This is a genomic window from Roseisolibacter agri (assembly GCF_030159095.1).
GTDB lineage: Bacteria > Gemmatimonadota > Gemmatimonadetes > Gemmatimonadales > Gemmatimonadaceae > Roseisolibacter > Roseisolibacter agri.
Window position 1 is genome coordinate 85,777 of sequence record NZ_BRXS01000005.1, and the last position, 22,394, is coordinate 108,170.

The following is a 22,394-nucleotide window of genomic DNA, read 5'->3' on the forward strand; positions in this document are numbered from 1 at the left end:
CGTGCGGCACGCGCGGCTGCCGGCGGCCGACCTGTCGCTCGTGCTGGCGCATGCGGCGCCCGCGTTCGAGGCGCTGCGCGGCGCGCGCGTGTTCGTCACGGGCGGCACGGGCTTCTTCGGCACGTGGCTGCTGGAGAGCTTCGCGCACGCCAACGCGGCGCGCGGGCTGGGCGCGGAGCTGGTGGTGCTGACGCGCGATCCCGCGGCGTTCCGCGCGCGCGCGCCGCACCTGGCGGACGACGCGGCGATCCGGCTGGCGGCGGGCGACGTGCGGCGCTTCGACTTCCCGGACGGCGACTTCACGCACGTCGTGCACGGCGCGACCTCGACGAGCGCGGCGCTCAACGCGTCCGACCCGATCGAGCTGCTGACGACGATCGTCGGCGGGACGCACCGCGTGCTCGAGCTGGCACACGAGCGCGGCGCGCGGCGCGTGCTGCTCGTCAGCTCCGGCGCCGTGTACGGACCGCAGCCGGCGACGATCACGCACCTGCCGGAGACGTACGTCGGGGGACCCGACACGCTCGATCCCGCGCAGGCGTACGCCGAAGGAAAGCGGATCTCGGAGCTGCTCGGCGCGGTCGCCGGGCGGGCGCCGGACGGGCCCGAGGTCGTGACGGCGCGCTGCTTCGCCTTCGTCGGGCCGCACCTGCCGCTGGACGCGCACTTCGCGATCGGCAACTTCCTGCGCGACGCGCTCGCGCGCGGTCCGATCCGGTTGAGCGGCGACGGCTCGCCGTACCGCTCGTACCTGTACGCCGCGGACCTGGCGGCGTGGCTGTGGACGCTGCTCACGCACGGCGCGGCGCAGCGCGCGTACAACGTGGGCTCGGCGTGCGGGATGCCGCTGTGGGACGTGGCGCAGGTCGTGGCGCGCGTCGCCGGCGGCCTGCCTGTGCAGCGGGCGCGCGATCCGGAGCCGGGCGCCGTGGCATCGCGCTACGTGCCGGACGTCGCGCGCGCCGAATCGGAGCTGGCGCTGCGGGCGTGGACGCCGCTCGACGCCGCGGTCGAGCGGACGCTCGCGTGGCATCAACACAACTTCAATCCCAGCCTCGGGTGAGCGCGGAGAGCAGACACGTCCGCATCGGGGATCGCCGGGTCGGTCCGGGCGAGCCGTGCTACGTCATTGCCGAAGTGGGAGTCAACCACAACGGGGATCTCGGGATCGCGAAGCGGTTGGTCGACGCGGCAATCGCGGCGGGAGCTGACGCCGTCAAGTTCCAGAAGCGTCGTCTGCGTGAGGTCTACCAGGAGCGCATCGTCGACGAGCCGCGGCTCGGTGAGCAGGGAATCCAGTACGTCGTGCCGCTGCTGATCGAGTTCGAGCTGTCGGATGAGGCCTTTCGTGCTCTGCACGCGTACTGCGCGGAGCGCGGGATCACCTTCCTCTGCACTCCGTGGGACACGAGCAGCGCCGATTTTCTCGATGCCCTCGGGGTGCCGGCGTTCAAGGTCGGCTCGCCCGACATGACGAACTTCCCACTGCTGGACCACCTGGCAGCTCTCGGGAAGCCGCTCCTCGTCTCGACCGGCATGTCGACCGAGGACGAGATCCGGCGCACGATCACGTTCCTGGAGGACCGCCGCGCTGACTACGCCCTGTTCCACGCGGTCAGCACGTACCCGGCTGCACCCGAGGAGCTCAACCTGCGCTTCATGTCGGTCCTGCACGAGTGGTCCGGCGGACGTCCGGTGGGCTACTCGGGCCATGACACGGGCATCTCCGCGTCCGTCGCGGCGGTCTCGCTCGGTGCGCACCTCATCGAGCGTCACATCACGCTCGACCGTGCGATGCGCGGCTCCGATCACCATGCCAGCCTGGAGCCTTCGACATTCGCTGCGCAGGTGGCTGCGATCCGTGACACGGAGGCCTCGCTCGGAGTGGCGCATCGGTGGATCACGCGCGGTGAGCTGCTCAACCGACGGGTGCTCGGCAAGAGCCTCGTCGCGACGCGCGACATTCCCGCGGGGGTCGAGGTCACGCGCGCCATGGTGACCAGCAAGAGCCCTGGCATGGGACTGTCGCCGCAGCACCTGGACCAGCTCGTGGGCCGCCGCCTCACGCGCGCGGTGGCACGCGACGACATGTTCCTCGACGACGACCTGCTCGACGCGGGGCTCCCCGCCTCGGTGTGCGGGCCGATCGATCTCGGCGTGCCGTGGGGGATAGTCGCCCGCTTCAACGATCTCGACGGGCTCATGGCCCGGTTCGCGAACGCAGGGCTCTCGTTCGTCGAGTTCCACGTCAGCGATCGCGACCTCGATGCCGGGCCGGACGAGCTGCCACAGGTGCAACGTCCGTACGGGCTGGTCGTACACGCGCCCGAGTACATGCACGATCGGCTCATCGACCTGTGCGCCGTCGACGCCGACCAGCGCGAGGCGTCCATCCATCGCATCCAGAAGACGATCGACTTCACGCGCAGGCTCGCCCGGCTCTTCGCCCCCACCTTCGAGCGCGGGCCGAAGATCGTCATGCACGTCGGGGGCATGTCGCCCGTCGCCGAAGGGTACGACACCCAGGGGGCGACCGAACGCCTGCTGCACTCGCTGAGGCGACTCGATCACGACGGTGTCGATCTGCTCCTCGAGAACCTGGCGCCGTTCCCGTGGTTCTTCGGCGGAAAGTGGTTCGGGCACGTGCTGACCAACGCGGACAGCGCCGAGTATCTCTGCCGCGAGTCGGGACTCGGCTTCTGCTTCGACACGTCGCACGCCGGCATGGAGTGCAACCGCAGCGGCGCCAGCCTGACCGAGTTCGCGCAGCGCGTGGCGCCCTACACGCGCCACCTGCACGTCTCCGACGCGGCCGGCACCGGTGGCGAGGGCCTGCAGATCGGTGAGGGCGACGTGAACTTCGCGGAGGTGCTGCCGCCCGTACTCTCACGTGCGCCGAGCGTCGTGCCGGAGATCTGGATGGGACATCACCAGCGTGGCAAGGGCTTCCAGGTGGCGTTGGAGTCGCTCGCCGACCTGCTCTGGGCCTCGCGAGCACTCGCACGCGCCACGGACCGCGGCCGCCGGCCGGCGACCGATCTGGTGCGCATCCCGGAAGGAGCCAGCATCCTGGGCGCACTGCGCGTGATCGATGCCAACGCGCTGGGCATTGGCTTCGTCGTGGACGCGAAGGGCGTGCTGCTGGGAGTCGTGACCGACGGAGACATCCGGCATGGGCTCGTCCGGCGGCGCACGCTCACCGGTCCGGTCGCCGACATCATGACCCGTCACTACGTGTACGCCACGGTCGACATGGCACCGGAGCAGATCCGCGCGAGCCTGCACGGGCGCACGCGCGTCGTGCCCATTCTGGATGCCGACAACCGCCTGATCGACTACGCGACCGACGCGTGGGTTCCCGACTACCGGAACGCCGGTCCGGCCTCCCCGACCGTTACCGCCCCTCGATGAAGCTCTCGGACTATGTAGTGGAATTCGTCGCCGACCAGGGCGTGAAGCATGTCTTCATGCTCCCGGGCGGCGGCGCGATGCATCTGAATGACTCGCTGGGGAAGTGTGAACGCCTGGCGTACGTGTGCAACCTGCACGAGCAAGCTTCGGCGATCGCCGCCGAGGCGTACGCGCGTGTGACCAACGACCTCGCCTGCGCGATGGTGACGACGGGTCCCGGCGGGACCAACGCGATCACCGGCGTCGCCGGAGCGTGGCTGGACTCGACGCCGGTGCTGTTCCTCTCGGGGCAGGTCAAGCGGGCCGACCTGAAGGGGGGCACCGCGCTGCGCATGCTCGGGGTGCAGGAGATCGATATCGTCTCGCTCGTCGCGCCGATCACCAAGTACGCGGTGACCGTCACTGACCCGGTGACGATTCGGTACCATCTGGAGCGCGCGGTCTGGCTCGCGCGCAATGGGCGCCGCGGACCCGTGTGGATCGACATCCCACTCGACGTGCAGGCGGCGCAGGTCGACCCGGCGATGCTGGATGGCTTCACGCCGCCGACCGAGCGAGAAGGGGAGTGCACGGACGTTGCCAAAGCGGCGGCGCGCGTGCTCGCCATGCTGGCAGGCGCCGAGCGCCCGGTCATCCTCGCCGGGAATGGTGTGCGGAGCGCCGGCGCGGTGGAGGAGTTGAGGGCGTTTGCGGAACGGCACGGCATCCCGGTGCTCACGACCTGGCTCGGACACGATCTGATCGCGGACGACCACCAGCTCTTTGCCGGGCGGCCCGGCGGGATCGCGCCGCGCTACGCGAACTTCGCGCTTCAGAACAGCGATCTCCTGCTGATCATCGGGGCGCGCATGGACCTCGCGCTCATGGCGTACGCGCCCGAGCGGCTGGCTCGCGGGGCCCGGAAGGTGATGGTCGACGTCGATCCGGCGGAGATCGCCAAGCTTCGCGATGGTATCGAGATGCCGGTGGTCGCCGACGCGGGCGACTTCCTGCGTGCAGCGCTCTCGGCCTCGGGTGCCGACCCTGCGGGCGACTACGCCGCGTGGCGGGAGCGGTGTCGCTCGTGGAAGGCGCGCTATCCGTTGGTCCAACCGGAGCACCGGTCGTGCGCGGACGGGGTGAGCATGTACCACTTCTCCGACGTGCTCTCGGACGAGCTGGCGTCGGATGACGTGATCACGCCCGGCAGCTCCGGTTTCGCCTGCGAGATCTTCCTGTTGGTGGCGCGCGTGAAGGCGGGGCAGCGGCTGTTTCACAATCGGGGGACCGGTGCCATGGGATTCGGGCTCCCGGCGAGCATCGGGGCGTGCATCGCGAGCGGTCGCCGGACGATCTCGGTAGATGGAGACGGCGGCTTTCAGATGAACATCCAGGAGCTGGCGACCGTCGCGACCCACGGACTGCCCATCAAGTTCTTCGTCGTCAACAACGGCGGCTACGCGTCGATCCGCACCTCGCAGGCGAACTATTTCGGACGGCTCGTGGCTGCGGATGCGACCAGCGGAGTACGACTGCCGGACGTCACCGCCGTGGCAGCCGCCTATGGTCTGCCGACCGCCCGCATCAACTCGCCGGACGGCCTGCGCGCGCGCATCCGCGAGGTGCTGGACCGGCCCGGCCCAGTCGTGTGTGAGGTCCGCGTCCCCGACGACGAGCCCCGCGGGCCCCGCGTGGCCTCGGCGCAGCGTCCGGACGGCAGCATGGTATCGAAGCCGCTGGAGGACTTGTGGCCATTCCTCGATCGCGAGGAGTTCCTGGCGAACATGATCGTGGCGCCGGTCGCCGAGTGATGCTGGGTGACCGCGGGCAGGCTCGGACAGGCGTGGGCGTCCCGATCACGCGCCTGTTGCAGTGCGGGGACTTCGCGTGGGGGGCCGATTGGTGAGCCAGCTCGCACCGCGCGCCTGCCCGGTGTGCCATGCGTGGCCCCGGACGCACGTCTACACCCAGCGCTTCACGACCGTGAGCGAGGTGGGGTTCCTGGCCGGCTACGATGTCGTGGTCTGCGGCGCATGCGGTGCGGGATTCGCCGATCGCATCCCCACACAGGCCCACTTCGACGAATACTACCGCGACCTGTCGAAGTACGAGTACGACCAGCGTGACGGCATGGAGTCGGAGCATGACCGCCTGCGACTGCAGCAGGTCGTCGCGGATCTGCTCCCGCACCTGCCGGGGACGAACGCGCGCGTGCTGGACGTTGGGTGCGCGAGCGGCCGGCTGCTCTCGTTGCTCAGGGCGGAGGGTGTCGACAGCGTGACCGGGCTCGACCCCTCGCCGCGCTGCTGCGACGTCGCCCGCCGCCTCTACGGAATCGACGTCCGCACCGGCACGCTGAATCGCCTGCCGTCTTCGATGCAGCAATACGACGTCGTCCTCCTCATCGGGGTTCTGGAGCACCTCGAAGACCTCGACGTTGCGCTTGCCGCGGTGCGCCGCCTGCTCGCACCAGCGGGGATCGTCTGGGTCGAAGTGCCGGACGTGCTCGGCTTCAGCGAGTGGCCGAACGCGCCGTTCCAGGAATTCAGCGTGGAGCACATTCAGTTCTTCTCGCCACGCTCGCTGAGCAACCTGATGTCGCTCCGCGGCTTCGAGGAGGTGACCGTGCTGCGCAACTCGCGACCGCAGAGCTCGGGGACCATCATGCCCAACCTCAGCGCAATGTTTCGCATGCTGCCCGCGCTCGACGGTGATGCGCCGGAGATCACGCGGGACTCCGAAACGCTACCGGCGCTCCGTGAGTATGTGGCGTGGTCGGCCGCGCAGGACGGTCGACTGCAACAGCGGATCGACGACGTCGTCGACTCGGCGCGCCCGATCGCCGTGTGGGGCGTCGGTACCCACACCAGCCGGCTCCTCTCGAGTAGTCGACTGCGCGACGCTCGCATCATCGCGTTTGTGGATTCTAATCTCAAATACCACGGGCATACCTTGAATGGCATCCCCGTCGTTGGGCCTGAGTGGCTGCGCGGGCGAGGTGAGGCGATCCTCATCTCATCCCGCGTGTTCGAGCGCGAGATCCGCGATCAGATTCGCGATGAGCTTCGGCTCCCGAATGACATCATCCTGCTATATGAAGTTTGACCCGTCGCCGGCTGACGCCACGTCCGCCTCACTCTGGCCTGAACATCGGTCGTCCGTGCTGGCCGCATGAAGCGGTTGTCCCGGGAGGACAGGGACTACGTCCTCGAGGGCGCCTTCCCGCACTTGGCGCGCCTGCGAGGGGGGCGGCTGTTCGTCACTGGCGGCACGGGCTTCATCGGGTCGTGGCTGGTGGAGGCGATCGCGCACGCGAACGAGCATCAGAACCTGGCGTGTCATCTGACGCTGCTCGTCCCGGAGCATGAGTTGAGCTCCGAGCGGGTCGCCGGACTCGCCATGCTACCGGGCGTGCGCATCCTTCCAGGCGACCTCGTGACGCTGGATGCATCGCGCGCCTCCCATGCATTCGATGGTGTGATCCATGCCGCCATCCACGTAGACGCGTCCACCATCAGCGCCCGGCCGATACCCACCCTGGAGAGCGCCGTGGAGGGAACGCGTCGCACGCTTGAATTCGCGCGAGCCTCCGGGGCCCGGCGAGTGCTGTTCGTGAGCTCCGGCGCCGTGTATGGGCCGCTGCCACCCGCCGTCGCGTGCGTGTCCGAGGATTATCGCGGAGGGCCGGATCCCTTCCGGGCGGAGTCCGTCTACGCGGAGGGAAAGCGCATCGGTGAGACCATGTGCGCGGCCTACTCGCGGCAGTATGGCATCGAGAGCGTCGTCGCTCGTTGCTTCGCGTTCGTCGGTCCGCGACTGCCACTCGACCGACACTTTGCGATTGGGAACTTCCTTCGCGATGCGCTGGCGGGGGGGCCGGTCGTGGTCACCGGCGATGGGACCGCGGTGCGATCGTACATGTACGCCGCGGATCTCAGCATCTGGTTGCTGGCAGCGTTCGTGGCCGGCGGGGACGGGCGGGTCTACAACGTCGGCTCTTCGCATGACGCCTCGCTCGCGGACGTAGCCAGGGTGGTCGCGTCCGTCGCTGGCAGGGATGTCCGTGTCGAGGTTCGAGGCACCCCGGTGCCCGGCGCGCCCGTCGACCGGTACGTGCCATCCGTTCAGCGCGCAATCGCGGAGCTCGGCGTCTCGGAAGGCGTGCCCTTACAGCACGCCGTCGAGCGGACGCTGGCCTGGCACCGCGCACGGTCATGACCATGTCGTTGCATCCGGTCCTGCAGGCGGACTTCGCGCGCATCGCCTCCGCCCCACTGCCTTGGCATGCGCTAGATCGCAGCTCGGTCTTGGTGACCGGGGCTGGTGGGCTGGTCGCCTCGTACGTCGTGGAGTTTCTGCTCTCCCTCCGCGAACAGCTCGGCGTGGGGCCGGCGGTCGTGTGCGCCGTGGTGCGCGACCTCGGACGCGCTCAGGGGCGGTATGCGGGATACGCGACACGTCGAGACCTGTTGCTGCTCAAGCAGGACGTGGCGAGGCCCATCCAACACGATACGCGGTTCGACTTCATCGTGCACGCGGCCGGCCGTGCGATGCCGAGCGCATTTGGTGGCGATCCGGTAGGCACGTATCTGCCGAACGTGCTCGGCACCCATCTCCTCTTGGAGCGGGCCCGGCGCGACGGCGCGAGAGGCTTTCTGTTCGTCAGCTCGGGCGCGGTCCACGGCGTTCTCCCCGCGCACGCGGTCATTGCCGAGGATGTGTACGGAGTCGTCGATCCGCTCGACCTGCGGTCGGGCTACGCCGAGTCCAAGCGTATGGGGGAAACCATGTGCCGGAGCTGGCACGCCCAGTACGGCGTGCCAACGGTCATCGCCCGACTGGGACATACGTACGGCCCTGGGGTCAGCCGGTCCGACGAGCGCGCATTCGCCGAGTTCCTGTACGCGGTCGTGGACGGGCGCAACATCGTGCTCAACAGCGACGGTTCTGCGGTACGCCCATACTGCTACCTAGCCGACGCCACGGAGGGGATGCTGCGCGTGCTGCTGACCGGTAGTCACGGAGAGGCCTACCTCGTGCAGAACCCGCACGCGACGTGCAGCGTGCGTGATCTCGCCACCATCATCGCGCAGCTCGCCCCCGAGCGGCGCGTGCATGTGCAGCAGGGGGGCGAGGCGCCCGGCGTAGGGTACCTTCCGAATCGCGACCCGCCGCGCCCGGTGAGCATCGCGAAGATGAACGCGCTGGGGTGGTTTCCAACGGTTGGCATCACGGATGGCTTTCGGCGAACACTCGACACGCTGCTATGAGCACGGAACGGCTCGACGCGCGCGCGGCCTTCGAGCGCGGTGAGATCGAGAAGCACGAGTTCGCGAAGCGGATGGCACAGCTTCACGACGTGCTGCGCGAGTACGGAGAGCTCGTGCGCGGGACCGACGTGGAGGGGATCGAGATCACCGATGGGCAGGTCGTTCTCCGCAGCCGATACGGCGGTGCCAGATTCCCGTGCGATCCCCGGGATCGCGGCATCCCGCCGATCGTGGCGCTGAACTTCGGAGGCTACGAGCGGAAGGACTTCGAGATGGTGCGGCGGCTGTTCCCGCCGGGAGGCACTTTCGTCGACGTCGGCGCGAACATCGGGTGGTACTCCGTCCACGTCGCGCTCGGAGATCCTGCCGCGCGCGTCATCGCCATCGAGCCGGTGGCGGCGTCGCGCGCCTGGCTCGTTCGCGCGGTCGCGCTCAACGGCCTGGCCAACGTTCAAGTGGTCGCGCGCGCGATCTCCGATCGGGTCGGCGAGGTTGTCCTCTTCGTCAGCGAGGGGATTGCGGGAGCGGCATCCGCGGCGCCTGCGGAGATCCTGCAGGGCGCCGAGCCCGTGTCCGTCGGTGCGACCACGCTGGACGACCTCGCGCGGGTGCACGACGTGCGCGCCGATTTCCTCAAGCTCGACATCGAGGGTGGCGAGTTCGCTGCGCTCCGTGGTGCGCGACGCATGCTCGAGCGCGACCGTCCGATGGTGTTCGCGGAGATGCTTCGGAAGCTCAGCAAGCCGTTCGGCTACCACCCGAATGAGATCATCTCATATCTCGCGGAGCTCGAGTATCGCTGCTTCCGAGTGGAGAATGCGTCCTTGGTGCCGTTCACGACCATGGACGAGGCGACGGTGGAGACCAACTTCTTCTTCCTGCACCGCGGCGCGCACGAGGGGGTGATTGCGCGTCTCGCCGTGGCTCGCTAGCCACCGGACGGAGGCCACGCGCCTCCGGGCACCTCCGGAGGCGTCGCGTCGATCAGCGCGCGGCGACGGGCGCGCCACAGGTCTGCTATGGCCTGTCCGTCGGGCTCGACGCGGTCGTCGCTGGTTGTGGTGCGAAGTTGATGCGCTCCTTCTCGAACACGAGCGGGCGGTGCTTCACCTGTGTGTAGATGGCGCCGACGTATTCGCCCACGACGCCGATGAAGATGAGCTGAATCGCGGACACGAAGAAGACGCCGATCACGACCGGCGCGAGGCCGAGCGAAAAGCTGCTCCAGAACATCAGCTTCGCGACGAGGTAGCCGAACGCCGTGATGAGCGAAACGCCCGCGACGGCGAAGCCTAGAAGGCTGGCCAGCCGGAGGGGAACCTTCGAATAGTTGACGAAGCCCTGGAAGGCGACGTCGAAGAGCTGGTACGTGCTGATCTTGCTCTGGCCGCTGCGACGCACGGGCTGGCGGAACGGAACCGTCACGGGGCGATAGCCGATTTCGGCGATCAGTCCCCGCAGGAAGGGGTAGGGATCGTCGATGCGCCGCATGTCGCGGATGATCGCCTGGTCGTAGAGGCCGAATCCGGTCGCTTGGTGGACGATCTCGACGTCTGCGATGCGCGCGAGCAAGCGGTAATACGCGTCGCGAATCATGTACATGATGCGTCCTTCGTCGGCCTCGAGCTTCACGCCCAGTACGATGGGCGACCCAGCCTCCCATGCCCGCAGGAAGTCCGGGATGAGCGCTGGTGGCTCCTGGAAGTCGCACGCGATGCCGATGACCGCATCACCCTCGGCCTGGAGGATCCCGTGTACCGGGGAGCGCACCGGGCCGAAGTTGCGCGAGTTGACGATCACCTTCACCTTCGGGTCCGCCGCCGCGAGCGCGCGCAGGATCTCCGCCGTCGCGTCCTGCGACGCGTTGTCGATGAACAGGTGCTCGTACCGGTACTGCGGCAGCCCCTCGAAGACACCTCGCACCGCGAGGTACAGCTCGCGCACGTTGCCCTCCTCGTTGTAGCAGGGCGTGACGACGGTGATCAGGCGCGTGGTCATGTGGGACGGGAAGAGAGGTCGAGCATCGAATCCGGCGTCGCGTCGATGGTGTCGATGGTGGCGATGGTGTCGACGGCGGCGTCCACGCGGCCCAACCTAGGCGTGGTGCGCATGGCGCGCCGCGCGCCCGTCCACCCGATGACCGCCGCGACCAGCAGCACGGCCGCCGCGTAGGCAAGCGCCGCGCGCTCCGGCGTCGCGGCGTGCGCACCCCACCAGCTCGCGGCGATCACCGCCAGCGCGCCGCACACGGTGTGCGCCCACAGCGGCTCCGCGCGCTCCGCGCGCAGCCACGCGCTCACGCCGTGCACCACCACCCACCCCAGCGCCGACGCGCCCAGCGCCGCGACGCCCCACGGCGACAGCGAGCGCGCGGCGAGCGCGGGAAGGTAGACGCCCGCGACCGCGACCAGCGTGGTGATCGCGACCGCGACCGCCGCGCCCACCGCCAGCGCCTGGCCGAGCGCGCGCCGCGCGAGCGACGCCGTCTCCGCGTGGCGGCCCGCCGCCGTCAGCGCCGCGAGCCGCGGATAGCGCGCGTGCAGCCACGAGACGCCGAGCGTCGCGGCGGCCGTCGCGAGCGCGAGCGCGAGGCCCGCGCGTCCGGCCGCCGCGGCCCCCTGGCCGCGCAGCAGGAGCGGGCCGAGCGACTGCGGCGCGGCCCAGAGCGCGAGCCAGTGGAGCGCGGTGCGCCACTGCGCCGCGCGCAGCCGCCGCACGTCGTCCGCGCCGTGCGCACCCGGCCGCCACAGCGCGCGCGCGAACGATGCGGCGTGCCGCGCGAGCCAGAGCGCCGCCACCAGCAGCCACGCCGCGGCGAGCAGCGCCACCGCCCACGGCGCACCCACGGTGAGAATGCCGCTCCACAGCGCGACGAGGCCGAGCGCGGCCTGCGCGAGCCGCATGCGCTGCACCGCCACCAGCCGGCCGATCCCCTCCGCCGCGGCGATCAGCGGCACGAGCGGCAGGTAGCACGCCGTCAGCAGCAGCGCGGCGATCGTGGCGCCGCCGTACGCGACGCCCGTGCGCGCGCCCTCCTCGCGCAGCGCGAGGACGACGAGCGGCGCCAGGAGCGCGAGGCCGAGCGCGGCGCGCGCGTACCAGGCGACGGCGGCGCGCGTGACGGCGCGCACGCGCGCGACCGCGTCGGCGTCGCCCGCGAGGTCGCCGTGCGCCCAGTGCACCGCGTCCGACTCGCGCGCCGCGAACTGCACGAGCAACGCGCCCGTGCCCAGCTCCGCGAGCTGCGCCAGCGCCTGCAGGTTGAGCAGGATGAAGTAGAACCCCTGCTCGGCCGGCGAGCGCGTGGTCGCCACCAGCACCAGCGCCACGGGCGCGGCCATGAGCGGGAGCAGGCGCGCGACGAGCACGCTCAGCACGCCCCGGTCGAGCCACGCGGCCGGCGTCGCGCTCATGGCGGCCTCACCGCGGCGCGCTCCCGGCGTCCGCACGGCGCACGAGGCGCCGGACGCCGATGCCGTAGCCGTCGATCCAGAGCGAGTCCGGCGCGCCGACGTGGTACAGGCGCGCGACGCGCGCGAGCTCCGCGTCGCCCGGGAAGTACGCGACGTCCAGGAACCACGCCGTGTCGGGCAGCGCACGGCCGTCGGCGAGATCCTGTGCGCGCATCAGCGTCGGCACCGTGAGGTCGCGGCCGCGCAGGCGGCGCCGCTCGTCGCGGTCGAGCGCGTTGATCGAGAGCCAGTCCGCCGGCCCCGGAAGCACGAGCGTGCGCCCGGTGGCGACGGGGCGGACGTGCGAGAGCGCGGCCTGCGTCAGCTGCGCGAAGCGCAGGAACTCGAGGTTGTAGATGGCCTGGTTGAGGCCACGGCCGCAGCACGTGCCCGCGAACGAGTTCACGTACAGCAGCTCGTGCCGGCCGACGCGGTACGTGCCCCACAGCGCGCGCGACACCGGGTCGGGCGTGGCGCGGGCCGACCAGGCGAGCAGCGCGACGAACGCCGCGAGCGCGACGCGACGCGCGACGGCGGGCACGCGCAGCCGCAGCAGGCTCGCCAGCGCGGCCGCGAACACGTACGGGAAGACGGGCACCACGTACCGCGCCATCACCAGCGATGGGAAGCGCGTCACCAGGTACACCGCGGCGACCGCGAACAGCGTCACCACCATCACCGCGTCGGCGCGCGCGTGCGGCACCGTGCGAGGGGCGAGTCGGGCGACGAAGCGGCGGAGCCCGACGGCCAGGTCCGCCGCCAGGGCCACGCTCGGGATCCAGTGGAAGTTGAGGACGAGGATCAGCGCCAGGAACGTGCGCGCCTCGGGCCCGAGCTGCGGATGGAGCAGCATCTGCGCGACGTCCCCGCCGGACGTGCCGGCCCACAGCGCGCCCCCGGCGGCGTTCGCGTGCCCGCGCCACAGCAGGTGCGCGGCGTAGAGCACGGGCGGCAGCGCGAGCGGCGCGTGCGTCGCCGCCACCGCGAGCCACCGCCGGCCGTCGATGCGCCACGGCGTGCCGGACGCCAGCCGCGCCGCCGCGAGCGCCACTCCAACGGCGAGCGGCGCGCTCCACGGGCCCCACGGCACGAGCAGCACCGACAGCAGCGCGCCGAGCACCCCCGCATAGGCGCCGAGTCGCACGGGGCGGGGGACGGGCTGCGGCAGCGCGAGCACCGCGACGTGGATCGCCGCCAGCGCCGCGTAGAGCAGCGCGCCAGTCTCCTTGCTGAAGCTCGCCAGCAGTCCGAAGAGCGCGGCGATCCACAGGCGACGCTCCGCGAGCGCCGCGGCCGCGCCCACCAGGAACGCCAGCACGCCCACGTCGACGTTGACGTGGAGGACGCTGGAGAGGACCGCGGGATCGAGCAGCAGCGCGCCCACGAGCAGCGCGCGCTCGAGCGCCACCTCTTCATCGGGGAAGGCCGACCGGAGCAGCCGCGCGAACGCGACCGCGCCGAGCGCGAGCAGCGCCGCGTTCGCGAGCAGGAGCAGCTGGGGATTCCCGACGTCCAGCCGCTGCAGGAGCGAGAGGACGCCGATGTAGGCGTGCGACGGATGCCCGCCGCAGCGCAGCGCCTCCAGCGCGAACGGCCGCTCGGCCGCCGACACGGCGCATTCGGCGTAGATCCGCGCGTCCCACATGGGGACGTAGTCGCGGGCCCACCAGAGCAGCCGCGCGCTCCACGCGGCGCACGCCACGAGCACGAGCGACGCGAGCGCACGCTGCCAGGGGACGCGCCGTGCCGCCGCGCCGCTGGGCGCGGCACCGGGCGGATCGGCCGCGACGGCGGCGGGCCGCGGGTCGGGCGGGGCGAGGCTGGGCACGATCGGAGGGACGTCCACGAGAGAGGTAGGGTGCCGATCATGACGCGGTGCTAACCTCCCGGCAACTGCCGCATCCCTCGATCCGCTTGCCGGCGCGCGTCCCATCGGCGACGATCCCCGCCATGACCGCCCGCCGCTCTCCCGCCGCGCTCCTCGCGCTGCCGCTGCTGCTCTTCCTGCTGGCGCCCGTGGCCGTGCTGGTGGTCCCGAACCTCGGTGCCGCGCTGGTGGCGCTCGCGCGCGACGGCGAGCTGCGCGACGCGCTGGGGCGCACGGCGCTGGCGGCGTGCCTGGCCGCGCTGCTGGCGGCGGTGCTGGGGACGCCGCTGGCCTGGCTGCTGGCCCGTCGCCCGTTCCCGGGGCGCGCGCTGGTGGAGGCGGCGCTCGACCTGCCGCTCGTCCTTCCGCACCCGGTCGCCGGCCTGGCGCTCCTGCTCGTGCTCGGCCGCCAGAGCCCGGTCGGCGGCGCGCTGCTCGAGTTGGGGCTGCGGATCGTCGGCTCGCTGGCGGGGACGACGGCGGCGATGCTGTTCGTGAGCGCGCCGCTGTTCGTGAGCGCGGCGCGCGCGAGCTTCGCGGCGGTGGACGAGGAGCACGAGCTGGTCGCCGGCACGCTGGGGGCGGGGCCGTGGCGTCGTTTCTGGCGCGTCTCGCTGCCGCTGGCGTCACGCGGGCTGCTCGCCGGCGCGGTGGTGGCGTGGGCGCGGGCGATCAGCGAGTTCGGCGCGGTGGTGGTGGTCGCGTACCATCCGCGCGTCGCGAGCACGCTCGCCTACGAGCGCTTCACGGGCTACGGCCTGTCGGAGGCGCTGCCGGTGGCCGCGGCGCTGGCGCTGGTGGCGCTGGTGCCGCTGGTGGCCCTGCGCGCGATCCGGGGGGCGAGGTAGGGCGGCTGCGTGCTGCGCGCAGCGTGAACGACCTCGGGACGCGTCATCGCGCCGCGGAGATGGTGCCTGTCGGGGAGGATGCGGATGCTCCGGATCCGAGCGGATCGTTCGGATCGCTCCTCGCAGCGCATGGGACGTCGCCGCCACGGGGAACGATCCGGAGCATCCGCTACATCCGGAGCATCCGTATCCCCCCAAAGGCAACAGGGCTCGGTCAGGATCCGCAGCCCGCAGCCCTATCGCACCCGCTCTATCGGCCGCCCCAGCTTCCGCTCGAGCCGCGCGATCAGCCGGTCGCCAGCGAAGCGCACGATCAGCCCGATCACCGCGAAGCGCGCCGCGCGCCCCACGGCCAGCGCGCCCAGGAAGGGAAGGAACGGGACGCCGAACGCCCCGCCGCCGATGCACACCAGCTTCGTCGACAGCGGCGACATCGTGCTGAGCAGCACCAGCAGCGCGCCGCGGCGCAGGAAGAGCCCCTCCATCGACGCCCACCGCTCCGGGCTCACGCCGAGCAGCGACACCAGCGGCATGCCGATCGAGTCGAACGCGTAGACGCCGATCGCGTAGGCGATCAGCCCGCCCGCCGTGGCGCCGATCGCCGCCATCAGCGCGAGGTGCGGCGCCCGCTTCGGGTCCGCGAGGCCCAGGGGGAGGAAGAGCGCCTCGCTCGGCCCGGGGACCACGGAGCCCTGCAGCGCGTTCCACGTGCACACCGCGCTCCCCGCATGCCCCGACTCGGCCCACCGGTGCAGGCGCGCGAGCAGCGCCACCAGCCCGCGCCGCAGCCGCCCGGGGGCGGAGGCGTCGCGGTGCTCGGTCGGCAGCGCCGGCGTGGTGGGGTCGAGGGCGGTCGTCACGAGGACGGGAAGCTACGGGCGGGGCCGGCCATCGCGCAGTGCGTCGCGCAGTGCGTCGCGCAGTGCGTCGCGCGGGCCGGCCCACGCCCGTCGCGGGTCATGCCGGCGTCAGGCGCTGCGGTCGTTCGGCCGGCGATCGACCGACGAGCCGCCCGCGGCCTCGCTCCCCCAGCCGGGCCCGCCCATGCGCCCCTCGCTGTTCTCGCGGAAGGCGTTCGGCTCGGGCGCGCGGTTGCCGCCGCCGCCCGCGTTGCGCAGCTGCGGATCGTCGCCCGTGTCCACGGCCTGCTCGTCGATCAGCTGCTCGCGGTCGTCACCCTTGCCGTGCGTGCCGTGCGCGCGGCTCTCCGCGGACGCCACGCGCTCCGGCGCCTCGGCGTCGATGCGCTCGCCCTGCGCATGGTCGCCGCGCGGGGGACGGGGGCCCTTCTCGGGCTGCGGTCGGTCGCTCATCTGCTCTGCTCCTGGAAGTTGGAGCCGGCAGAGGGGGCAAGGGGTGGGCCGGCAGCCGGGCTGCGTGCTGCGTGCTTCGTGCGGCGTGCGGCGTGCGGGCGCCCTGCCCTCGGCCGCCCACGTCGCGCCCGGCACTGCCCGAGCGTCGCGGGAGGACAACGGATGCTCCGGATGAGACGGATCGTGCGGATCGCTCCTCGCTGCACAGGGGACGTCGCCGCCGCGCGGAGCGATCCGGAGCATCCGTCTCATCCGGAGCATCCGTCTCATCCGGAGCATCCGTAGTCCCCAGTTCGCCGACCAGCGCCCGGCGCGCCGGACCCGAACGGCAACGGCAGCAAGGATGGAAGTCGGAGAAGATGGGATAACGACGGATGGCTCCATGCAGGTGCGAGGAACGTCGCGCCACACGGAGCCATCTGTCGTCATCAGACTTTATCCGATCTTATGCCTTGCCGTTCGGGTCCGGCGCGTCGATACCCGGCCACGCAGCACGCAGCAGCACGCAGCTCAGCGCTGGACCCGCGCCTGCCCCGTCGGACAGAGGTCGAGCACCGGACACCGCCCGCACGCCGGGTCCCGGTGGAAGCAGCAGCGCTGCCCGTGGAGCATCAGCGCCTCGTGGTTGTCGTAGACCGTCTGGGCATCCCAGTCGGACGGCAGCTGCGCCTCCAGCCAGGCGTGCGCGGGGCCCACGTCGATGCTCGCGGGGATCAGCCCCAGCCGCACCGCCACGCGGTGGTGGTGGCTGTCCACCGGGAGCGCGGGCATCCGCAGGCGGCTGAACAGCAGCACCGCGGCGCTCGTCTTCGGGCCGATGCCCGGGATCGTCTCCAGCCAGGCGCGGGCTTCGGGCACGGAGAGATCGGCCAGGAAGTCGAGCGCGTGCGCGTCCAGCGCGCCCCGCCGCTCCGCGATCGCGCGCAGCACCGCCTGGAGGCGCGGCGCCTTCTGCTCCGGCCACGTCACCGGCGCGATCGCCGCCTCGACCTCGGCCGTGGGCGCGTCGCACACCGCCGTCCAGTCCGGGAAGCGCGCCCGGAGCTGCCGGAACGCGCGCCCCGAGTCGCTGTTCTTCGTGCGGTGCGACAGCAGCGACGAGACCAGCTCGCTCAGCGGGTCCAGGTCGTGGAAGAAGGCGATCGGGCAGCCGTAGGCCGCGCACAATCGCTCGTGCACCACGAGCACCTTCGCGCGCGTCGCGTCGTCCACCACCGGGCCGCGCACCGCGCGCGTCCGCCTCGCCGTCCGTTCCGTCTCCGCCACCCTCGCCTCCCGTCACACCCGACGTGACGGATGGCACGACGTGGGCCGCCGGGAGGCGATCCGCGAGACTGCGGAACCACGAACGGCAACGGCTGCAAGGATGAAAGTCCGAGAAGGTCTGATGACGACGGATGGCTCCACGGGTGGCGAGGGATCTCGCACCACACGGAGCCATCCGTCATTGTCCGATCTTGTCCGATCTTATCCTTGCTGCCGTTGCCGTTCGGGTCCGGCGCGTGGACGCCGGATCAGCGCCCGGACCCGCCTCCGCTCGCCGGCAGCGGCTTCGCCTGCTCATCGACGACCACCACGGGCGCGACGTTCAGCGCGCGCAGCTTCTGCTCGATCTGCTTGCGGTCGCCGACGATCACGATCGCCAGCTTGCCCGGATCGATGTACCGCTTCGCGGCCGCGTTCACGTCGGCCACCGTCACCGCCTCGTACTTCTGCGAGATCGTCGAGTAGTAGTCGAGCGGCAGCGAGTCCTGCAGGATCGTCGTCGCGGCGCCGGCGATCTGGCTCACCGTCTCGAACGCGAGCGGCAGCCCCTTCACCGCGTTGCTCATCGCGAGGTCGAACTCCGCCTGCGTCACCGGGCGGCCGCCCGCGATGCCGCGCAGCTCGTTCATGATCTCGACCACCGACGAATCCGTCTTGTCGGTCTGCACCTGCGCGCTCGCCGTGAACTGCCCGATCTCCGGACGGCGGCGATACGTGAAGCCCGAGCCCGCGCCGTAGGCGTAGCCGTGCGTCTCGCGCAGGTTCGAGTTGAGCCGGCTCAGGAACGAGCCGCCGAGCACCGTGTTCGCGAGGTCGAGCGCGTAGTACTCGGGGACGTCGCGGCGCGGGCCCGTGGACGCCGCGTAGATCACGCTCTGCGTCGAGCTCGGACGGTCGAACAGGTAGATCGTGGTCTGCGCGAGGGGCGTGGGCGCCGGCACCTCGTAGCGCGCCTTCTGCCCGCCCGCCGGCCACTTGCCGAACACGCGCTCCAGCTTCTCCATCGCCTGCGCGGGCGTGATGTCGCCGGCCACCACGAACTTCACGTTCTGCGGCCGCACGTACGTCGAGTGGAACGCCACCAGGTCGTCGCGCGTGATCGCGCCGAGGCTCGCCTCGGACGTCGAGCGCTCGTACGGATGGCCGGTGCCGTACAGCGCGTTGGCGAGCACGCGGCCCGCGAGGTACGTCGGCTGGTCCTTCAGGCGGCGCAGGTTCGCGACCTGGTTGGCGCGGATGCGGTCGAGCGCGGCCTGCGGGAACGACGGCTCCCACAGCTGGTCGCGCATCAGCTCCAGCGCGGGATCGACGTTCTTCGTGATCGTCAGGAAGCCGGTCGGCGACACGGTCGTCCCCAGCTCCGCGAACGCGTCCGCCAGCTGCTCGGCCGTCCGCGTCTTGGTGCCTTCCGACAGCATCGCGAAGGTGAGCGCGGCGACGCCCTCCTTGCCCTGCGGGTCGAGCACGGCCGGCGCGTCCATCAGCGCGCGGACGTTCACGACGGGGATCTCGTGGTTCTCGAGCACGGCGACGGTGATGCCGTTGCTCAGCGTGCGCGTCTCGATCACCGGCACGCGCAGCTGCGGCGTGGGCGGGAGCGTGGGCGGCTTGCTGCGATCGAGGCCGCTGGTGCGCGGCGGCTGGGCGGCCGGGCGCGCCGGGCCGTCCTTGGTGACGCGCGGCGCCTGCTGGGCCGAGAGCGGGAGCGCGAAGGCCGTCAGCAGCAGCGCGGCGCGGAGGGTCGTGTGGGGCGCCATGCTCACTGCACCGCGGGCTTGGGGGTCACGTTCACGTACGGGAGGTCGGGCTTCGAGACGAGGGTCAGCTGTCCGGCGGGCACCATGCTCAGCACGATGCGCCCCTTCGACAGGTACTGGCGCGCGACGCGGTGCACGTCGGCCGGCGTCACCGCCAGCGCGTCCGTGAGGTCCTTCCGGAAGTGCTCCGGGTCGCCGAAATACAGCTCGCTCTCGCCGAGCGTGGTCGCCTTGCCGAACACCGACTGCAGGCCGGTGATCGTGCTGACGGCGAAGAAGTTCTTGTAGCGCTCCACCTCCGCGGCCGTCGGCGGCGCGGCGACGAGGCCCGTCACGACGCTGTCGACGAGGCGCTCGATCTCGGTCAGCGACGCACCGGGGCGCGGCGTGACGTTGATGGTGAACTCGCCGACGTCCTCGTTGCTGCCCTGGAACGCGCCGACGTTGGTCGCCAGCTGGCGGTCGTAGACGAGCAGCTTGGTGAGGCGGCTCGTGCGGTCCTGCGTCAGCACGCGCGACAGCGCGGTGAGCGGCGCGTCGTCGTTGCTGCGGATGCCGACCGACGGCCAGGTGAAGGCGATCTGCGGCAGGCGCGCCTTGCTGTCCTCGAGCACCAGGCGCTTCTCGGCCGCCAGCGTCACGGGCGCGATCTTGGGGCGCGTGAGCGCGGGGCCGCGCGGGATGTCGCCGAAGTAGCGCGTGACCTGCTGGCGCACCTTCGCGGGATCGATGTCGCCGGCCACCACGAGGACGGTGTTGTTCGGCGTGTAGTACGTGCGGAAGAAGTCCTTCACGTCGTCGAGCGTCGCGTCGGACAGGTCGCGCATCGAGCCGATGACGGGCCACGAGTACGGATGGCCGGCCGGGTAGATCGCGGCGCTCACGACCTCGAAGCGCGAGCCGAACGGCTGGTTGTCGACGCGCAGGCGGCGCTCGTTCTTCACGATGTCGCGCTGGCCGTCGAGCTTCTTCTGGTCGAGCGTCGGCAGCAGGAAGCCGAGGCGGTCGGACTCGAGCCAGAGCGCGGTCTCGAGCGCGTTCGACGGCATGCTCTCGTAGTAGAGCGTGCGGTCGTTGTCGGTGGTGCCGTTGTTGTTGGCGCCGGCGGACTCCAGGTACTTGTCGAACGACCCCTCGGGCACGTTCTGCGACCCCTCGAACATGATGTGCTCGAAGAGGTGCGCGAAGCCGGTGCGGCCGGGCTTCTCGTGCTTGGAGCCCACCTTGTAGTGCACGCTGACGGTCGCCACGGGGGCCGAGTGGTCCTCGTGCGTCACGACCGTGAGGCCGTTGGGGAGCGTGAACTTGGTGTGCGGGATGCGCGGCGCGGCGACGCGCGCGCTCGCGGCGCCCGCCTGCGCGCGCGCGGCGCCGGGCAGCGCGACGAGCGCGGTCAGCGCCAGCGCGGCCGGGGCCAGCGCGGCGAGCGGCCGGCGCGTGCGCGGCCAGCGGGCGCGCGGGGGAAGGGGGGACGACATGCAGTCCGGGACGTGAGGGGTGGACGTGCCAACGTGGACCTGCCTGCGGCGCTCCCGGCTCCGGGAGTCCGGCAGATGACGATGGACGCACCCTCCGGGTCAGCGCCAGGGCGCCGCCTGAAAAAGCTCGTCAACACGGCGACCGGCGCCGGACCGATGTGCCTATTGGGGAGGATGCGGATCCTCCGGATGAAGCGGATGCTCCGGATCGTCCCCCGAAGCGCGACGTCCTCTGCGCCCGAGCGGAGCGATCCGCACGATCCGTCGCATCCGGAGCATCCGTATCCTCTCCAAAGGGAAACGGGACGTTAGCCCGCGACCACCCGCCGGCGGCGCGCGATGCTGCCCACCGCGACCAGCCCCGTCGCCAGCAGCGCCCAGGTGCCCGGCTCCGGCACCGCCGACACGGGCGCCGAGACGGCGCTGATCGTCAGGTTCGCCCCCGTCTGGTCGAACCGGTAGTCGCCCGCCGCGCCGACCACGAGGTCCACGACGTCCCCCGCGGCCAGCACGCGCGCGCCCGTCCAGCTGGCGGTGGCGCCCCCGTTCAGGAAGTCCTCGAACAGCGCCGACCCGTTCAGGTACAGGCCGATGGTGCGGTACCCGATGTCCGCGCCGCGGAAGCTCGCCATCAGGTCGTACGCGCCCGGCGTGAAGCCGGCGGCCGGCGCCGTGAACCGGACGACGCTGTACTGGTTGCTGCACCCCGGGTGCAGGACGAGCTCCCCGGCGCCGATGTTCCCCGACCCGCCGTACGTGAACGCCGTCGCCCCCAGGTTCTTCGCGACCGCGGGGGTGTTGTCGCCACACAGGCCGCTCGTGAACCACGAGTGGACGTCGGCCGTGGTGCTCGTGCTCGTGTGGACCGTGACCGCCGCGGGGGCGCCCGGCGTGCCGACCGCCGTCGCGTAGCCGTAGGTCCAGGCGCCGTTCGGGTTGGTCGTCGGGCTGAAGTCGGCGCGGGCGTCCCACGTCTGGGCGGCGGCGGGCGCGGCCAGCAGACCGGTCAGGGCGAGGGCGGAGGCGGCGTGGCGGATCGCGGGCATCGGGAGCTCCTGCGGCGGGTGGCGGGGTGACCTGTGAGGCCGATCTGGCGTCTCACCCTGCCAACGCCGATAATCGCGGCAGTTTGGCTCACGGTTCGTTCATGTTCGTGCGCACTCGGCCGCCGACGCCTCGCGGCCGCTCCCGCCCAGACGCCATGTCGCAGGACGCCCCTCCCCTCGACGGCCGTCCGGCCGCCCCGCCGGACCTCGATGCCTGCTTCCCCCTCGTCTACGACGAGCTGCGGCGGATGGCCGGCGCCTATCTGCGCGCCGAGGCGGACGGGCACACCCTCCAGCCGACCGCGCTCGTCCACGAGGCCTACCTCCGCCTCGTCGGCCAGCGCTGCGTGGACTGGCAGAACCGCGCGCAGGTCCTCGGCGTCGCCGCCGAGATGATGCGCCGCATCCTCGTGAACCACGCCGTGGCGCGCCGGGCGGCCAAGCGGGGCGGGGACGCGCCGCGCGTCGCGCTCGACGAGGCGGTGCGCGTGCTGGAGGCCGACGACGTGGACCTCGTCGCGCTCGACGGCGCGCTCGAGACGCTGGCCGCGGTGGACGCGCGCGCCAGCCGCGTGGTGGAGCTGCGCTTCTTCGGCGGCCTGGGCATCGACGAGACGGCCGAGGTGCTGGGCGTCTCGCCCGCCACGGTGAAGCGCGACTGGACGGTGGCGCGGGCGTGGCTGCGCCGCGAGCTGCACGCCGCGTGA

At 71.6% G+C, this 22,394-nt stretch carries 18 protein-coding genes; 9 read left to right on the forward strand and 9 right to left on the reverse strand.

What is annotated here, in order from left to right; all coding sequences use genetic code 11:
* The first annotated feature begins 1 nt into the window (after position 1).
* The 7 genes from rosag_RS15980 (at position 2) to rosag_RS16010 (ending at position 9,592) form a co-directional block, all read left to right on the forward strand.
* Positions 2–1,063: an NAD-dependent epimerase/dehydratase family protein gene (locus tag rosag_RS15980; RefSeq protein WP_284351153.1), complete on the forward strand. Its 1,062-nt coding sequence runs from the start codon at positions 2–4 to the stop codon at positions 1,061–1,063.
* On the forward strand, positions 1,060–3,411 hold the full coding sequence (locus tag rosag_RS15985) for an N-acetylneuraminate synthase family protein (protein WP_284351154.1): 2,352 nt from the start codon (positions 1,060–1,062) through the stop codon (positions 3,409–3,411). Before rosag_RS15980 ends, rosag_RS15985 begins: the two co-directional genes overlap by 4 nt.
* Entirely contained in the window at positions 3,408–5,201 is a 1,794-nt protein-coding gene (locus rosag_RS15990; RefSeq protein ID WP_284351155.1) for a thiamine pyrophosphate-binding protein, read from the forward strand. Before rosag_RS15985 ends, rosag_RS15990 begins: the two co-directional genes overlap by 4 nt.
* Positions 5,202–5,373: 172 nt before the next feature.
* Complete coding sequence (locus tag rosag_RS15995) at positions 5,374–6,495, forward strand: class I SAM-dependent methyltransferase (RefSeq protein WP_284351156.1); 1,122 nt, start codon at positions 5,374–5,376, stop codon at positions 6,493–6,495.
* 66 nt (positions 6,496–6,561) lie between these two features.
* Positions 6,562–7,608 (forward strand): NAD-dependent epimerase/dehydratase family protein, encoded by a 1,047-nt coding sequence (locus rosag_RS16000; protein ID WP_284351157.1) that lies wholly within the window; start codon positions 6,562–6,564, stop codon positions 7,606–7,608.
* Entirely contained in the window at positions 7,605–8,660 is a 1,056-nt protein-coding gene (locus tag rosag_RS16005) for an NAD-dependent epimerase/dehydratase family protein (protein ID WP_284351158.1), read from the forward strand. Before rosag_RS16000 ends, rosag_RS16005 begins: the two co-directional genes overlap by 4 nt.
* Positions 8,600–9,592, forward strand: a complete 993-nt coding sequence (locus rosag_RS16010; protein WP_284351159.1) for an FkbM family methyltransferase — start codon at positions 8,600–8,602, stop codon at positions 9,590–9,592. Before rosag_RS16005 ends, rosag_RS16010 begins: the two co-directional genes overlap by 61 nt.
* An 85-nt stretch (positions 9,593–9,677) precedes the next feature.
* Here the strand turns inward: rosag_RS16010 and rosag_RS16015 are convergent, their stop codons facing one another.
* From rosag_RS16015 to rosag_RS16025, 3 genes are read right to left on the reverse strand one after another with little or no spacing between them, the layout of a single operon-like run.
* Complete coding sequence (locus rosag_RS16015) at positions 9,678–10,658, reverse strand: glycosyltransferase family 2 protein (RefSeq protein WP_284351160.1); 981 nt, start codon at positions 10,656–10,658, stop codon at positions 9,678–9,680.
* Positions 10,655–12,073, reverse strand: a complete 1,419-nt coding sequence (locus rosag_RS16020) for a hypothetical protein (protein WP_284351161.1) — start codon at positions 12,071–12,073, stop codon at positions 10,655–10,657. The genes rosag_RS16015 and rosag_RS16020 overlap by 4 nt, the downstream gene beginning before the upstream one ends.
* 7 nt (positions 12,074–12,080) lie before the next feature.
* Positions 12,081–13,940 (reverse strand): hypothetical protein, encoded by a 1,860-nt coding sequence (locus tag rosag_RS16025; RefSeq protein WP_284351162.1) that lies wholly within the window; start codon positions 13,938–13,940, stop codon positions 12,081–12,083.
* A 122-nt stretch (positions 13,941–14,062) separates the two neighbouring features.
* Here rosag_RS16025 and rosag_RS16030 point away from each other — a divergent pair, with 122 nt between their 5' ends.
* Positions 14,063–14,827, forward strand: coding sequence for an ABC transporter permease (locus rosag_RS16030; RefSeq protein ID WP_284351163.1), 765 nt, complete (start codon positions 14,063–14,065; stop codon positions 14,825–14,827).
* A gap of 236 nt (positions 14,828–15,063) precedes the next feature.
* Here rosag_RS16030 and rosag_RS16035 read toward each other — a convergent pair whose 3' ends face one another.
* The 6 genes from rosag_RS16035 to rosag_RS16060 form a co-directional block, all read right to left on the reverse strand.
* Positions 15,064–15,687, reverse strand: a complete 624-nt coding sequence (locus rosag_RS16035) for a YqaA family protein (RefSeq protein ID WP_284351164.1) — start codon at positions 15,685–15,687, stop codon at positions 15,064–15,066.
* A gap of 108 nt (positions 15,688–15,795) precedes the next feature.
* Positions 15,796–16,140 (reverse strand): hypothetical protein, encoded by a 345-nt coding sequence (locus rosag_RS16040; protein ID WP_284351165.1) that lies wholly within the window; start codon positions 16,138–16,140, stop codon positions 15,796–15,798.
* 510 nt (positions 16,141–16,650) lie between these two features.
* The gene (locus rosag_RS16045) at positions 16,651–17,367 is read right to left on the reverse strand and encodes an endonuclease III domain-containing protein (RefSeq protein ID WP_284351166.1); all 717 of its coding nucleotides are present in this window, start codon (positions 17,365–17,367) and stop codon (positions 16,651–16,653) included.
* Between the two features lie 287 nt (positions 17,368–17,654).
* Entirely contained in the window at positions 17,655–19,163 is a 1,509-nt protein-coding gene (locus tag rosag_RS16050; RefSeq protein WP_284351167.1) for a M16 family metallopeptidase, read from the reverse strand.
* A 2-nt stretch (positions 19,164–19,165) separates the two neighbouring features.
* Positions 19,166–20,641, reverse strand: a complete 1,476-nt coding sequence (locus rosag_RS16055) for a M16 family metallopeptidase (protein ID WP_284351168.1) — start codon at positions 20,639–20,641, stop codon at positions 19,166–19,168.
* A 308-nt stretch (positions 20,642–20,949) separates the two neighbouring features.
* Positions 20,950–21,687: a PEP-CTERM sorting domain-containing protein gene (locus rosag_RS16060; protein ID WP_284351169.1), complete on the reverse strand. Its 738-nt coding sequence runs from the start codon at positions 21,685–21,687 to the stop codon at positions 20,950–20,952.
* Positions 21,688–21,842: 155 nt separating this feature from the next.
* Here rosag_RS16060 and rosag_RS16065 point away from each other — a divergent pair, with 155 nt between their 5' ends.
* Complete coding sequence (locus tag rosag_RS16065) at positions 21,843–22,394, forward strand: sigma-70 family RNA polymerase sigma factor (RefSeq protein ID WP_284351170.1); 552 nt, start codon at positions 21,843–21,845, stop codon at positions 22,392–22,394.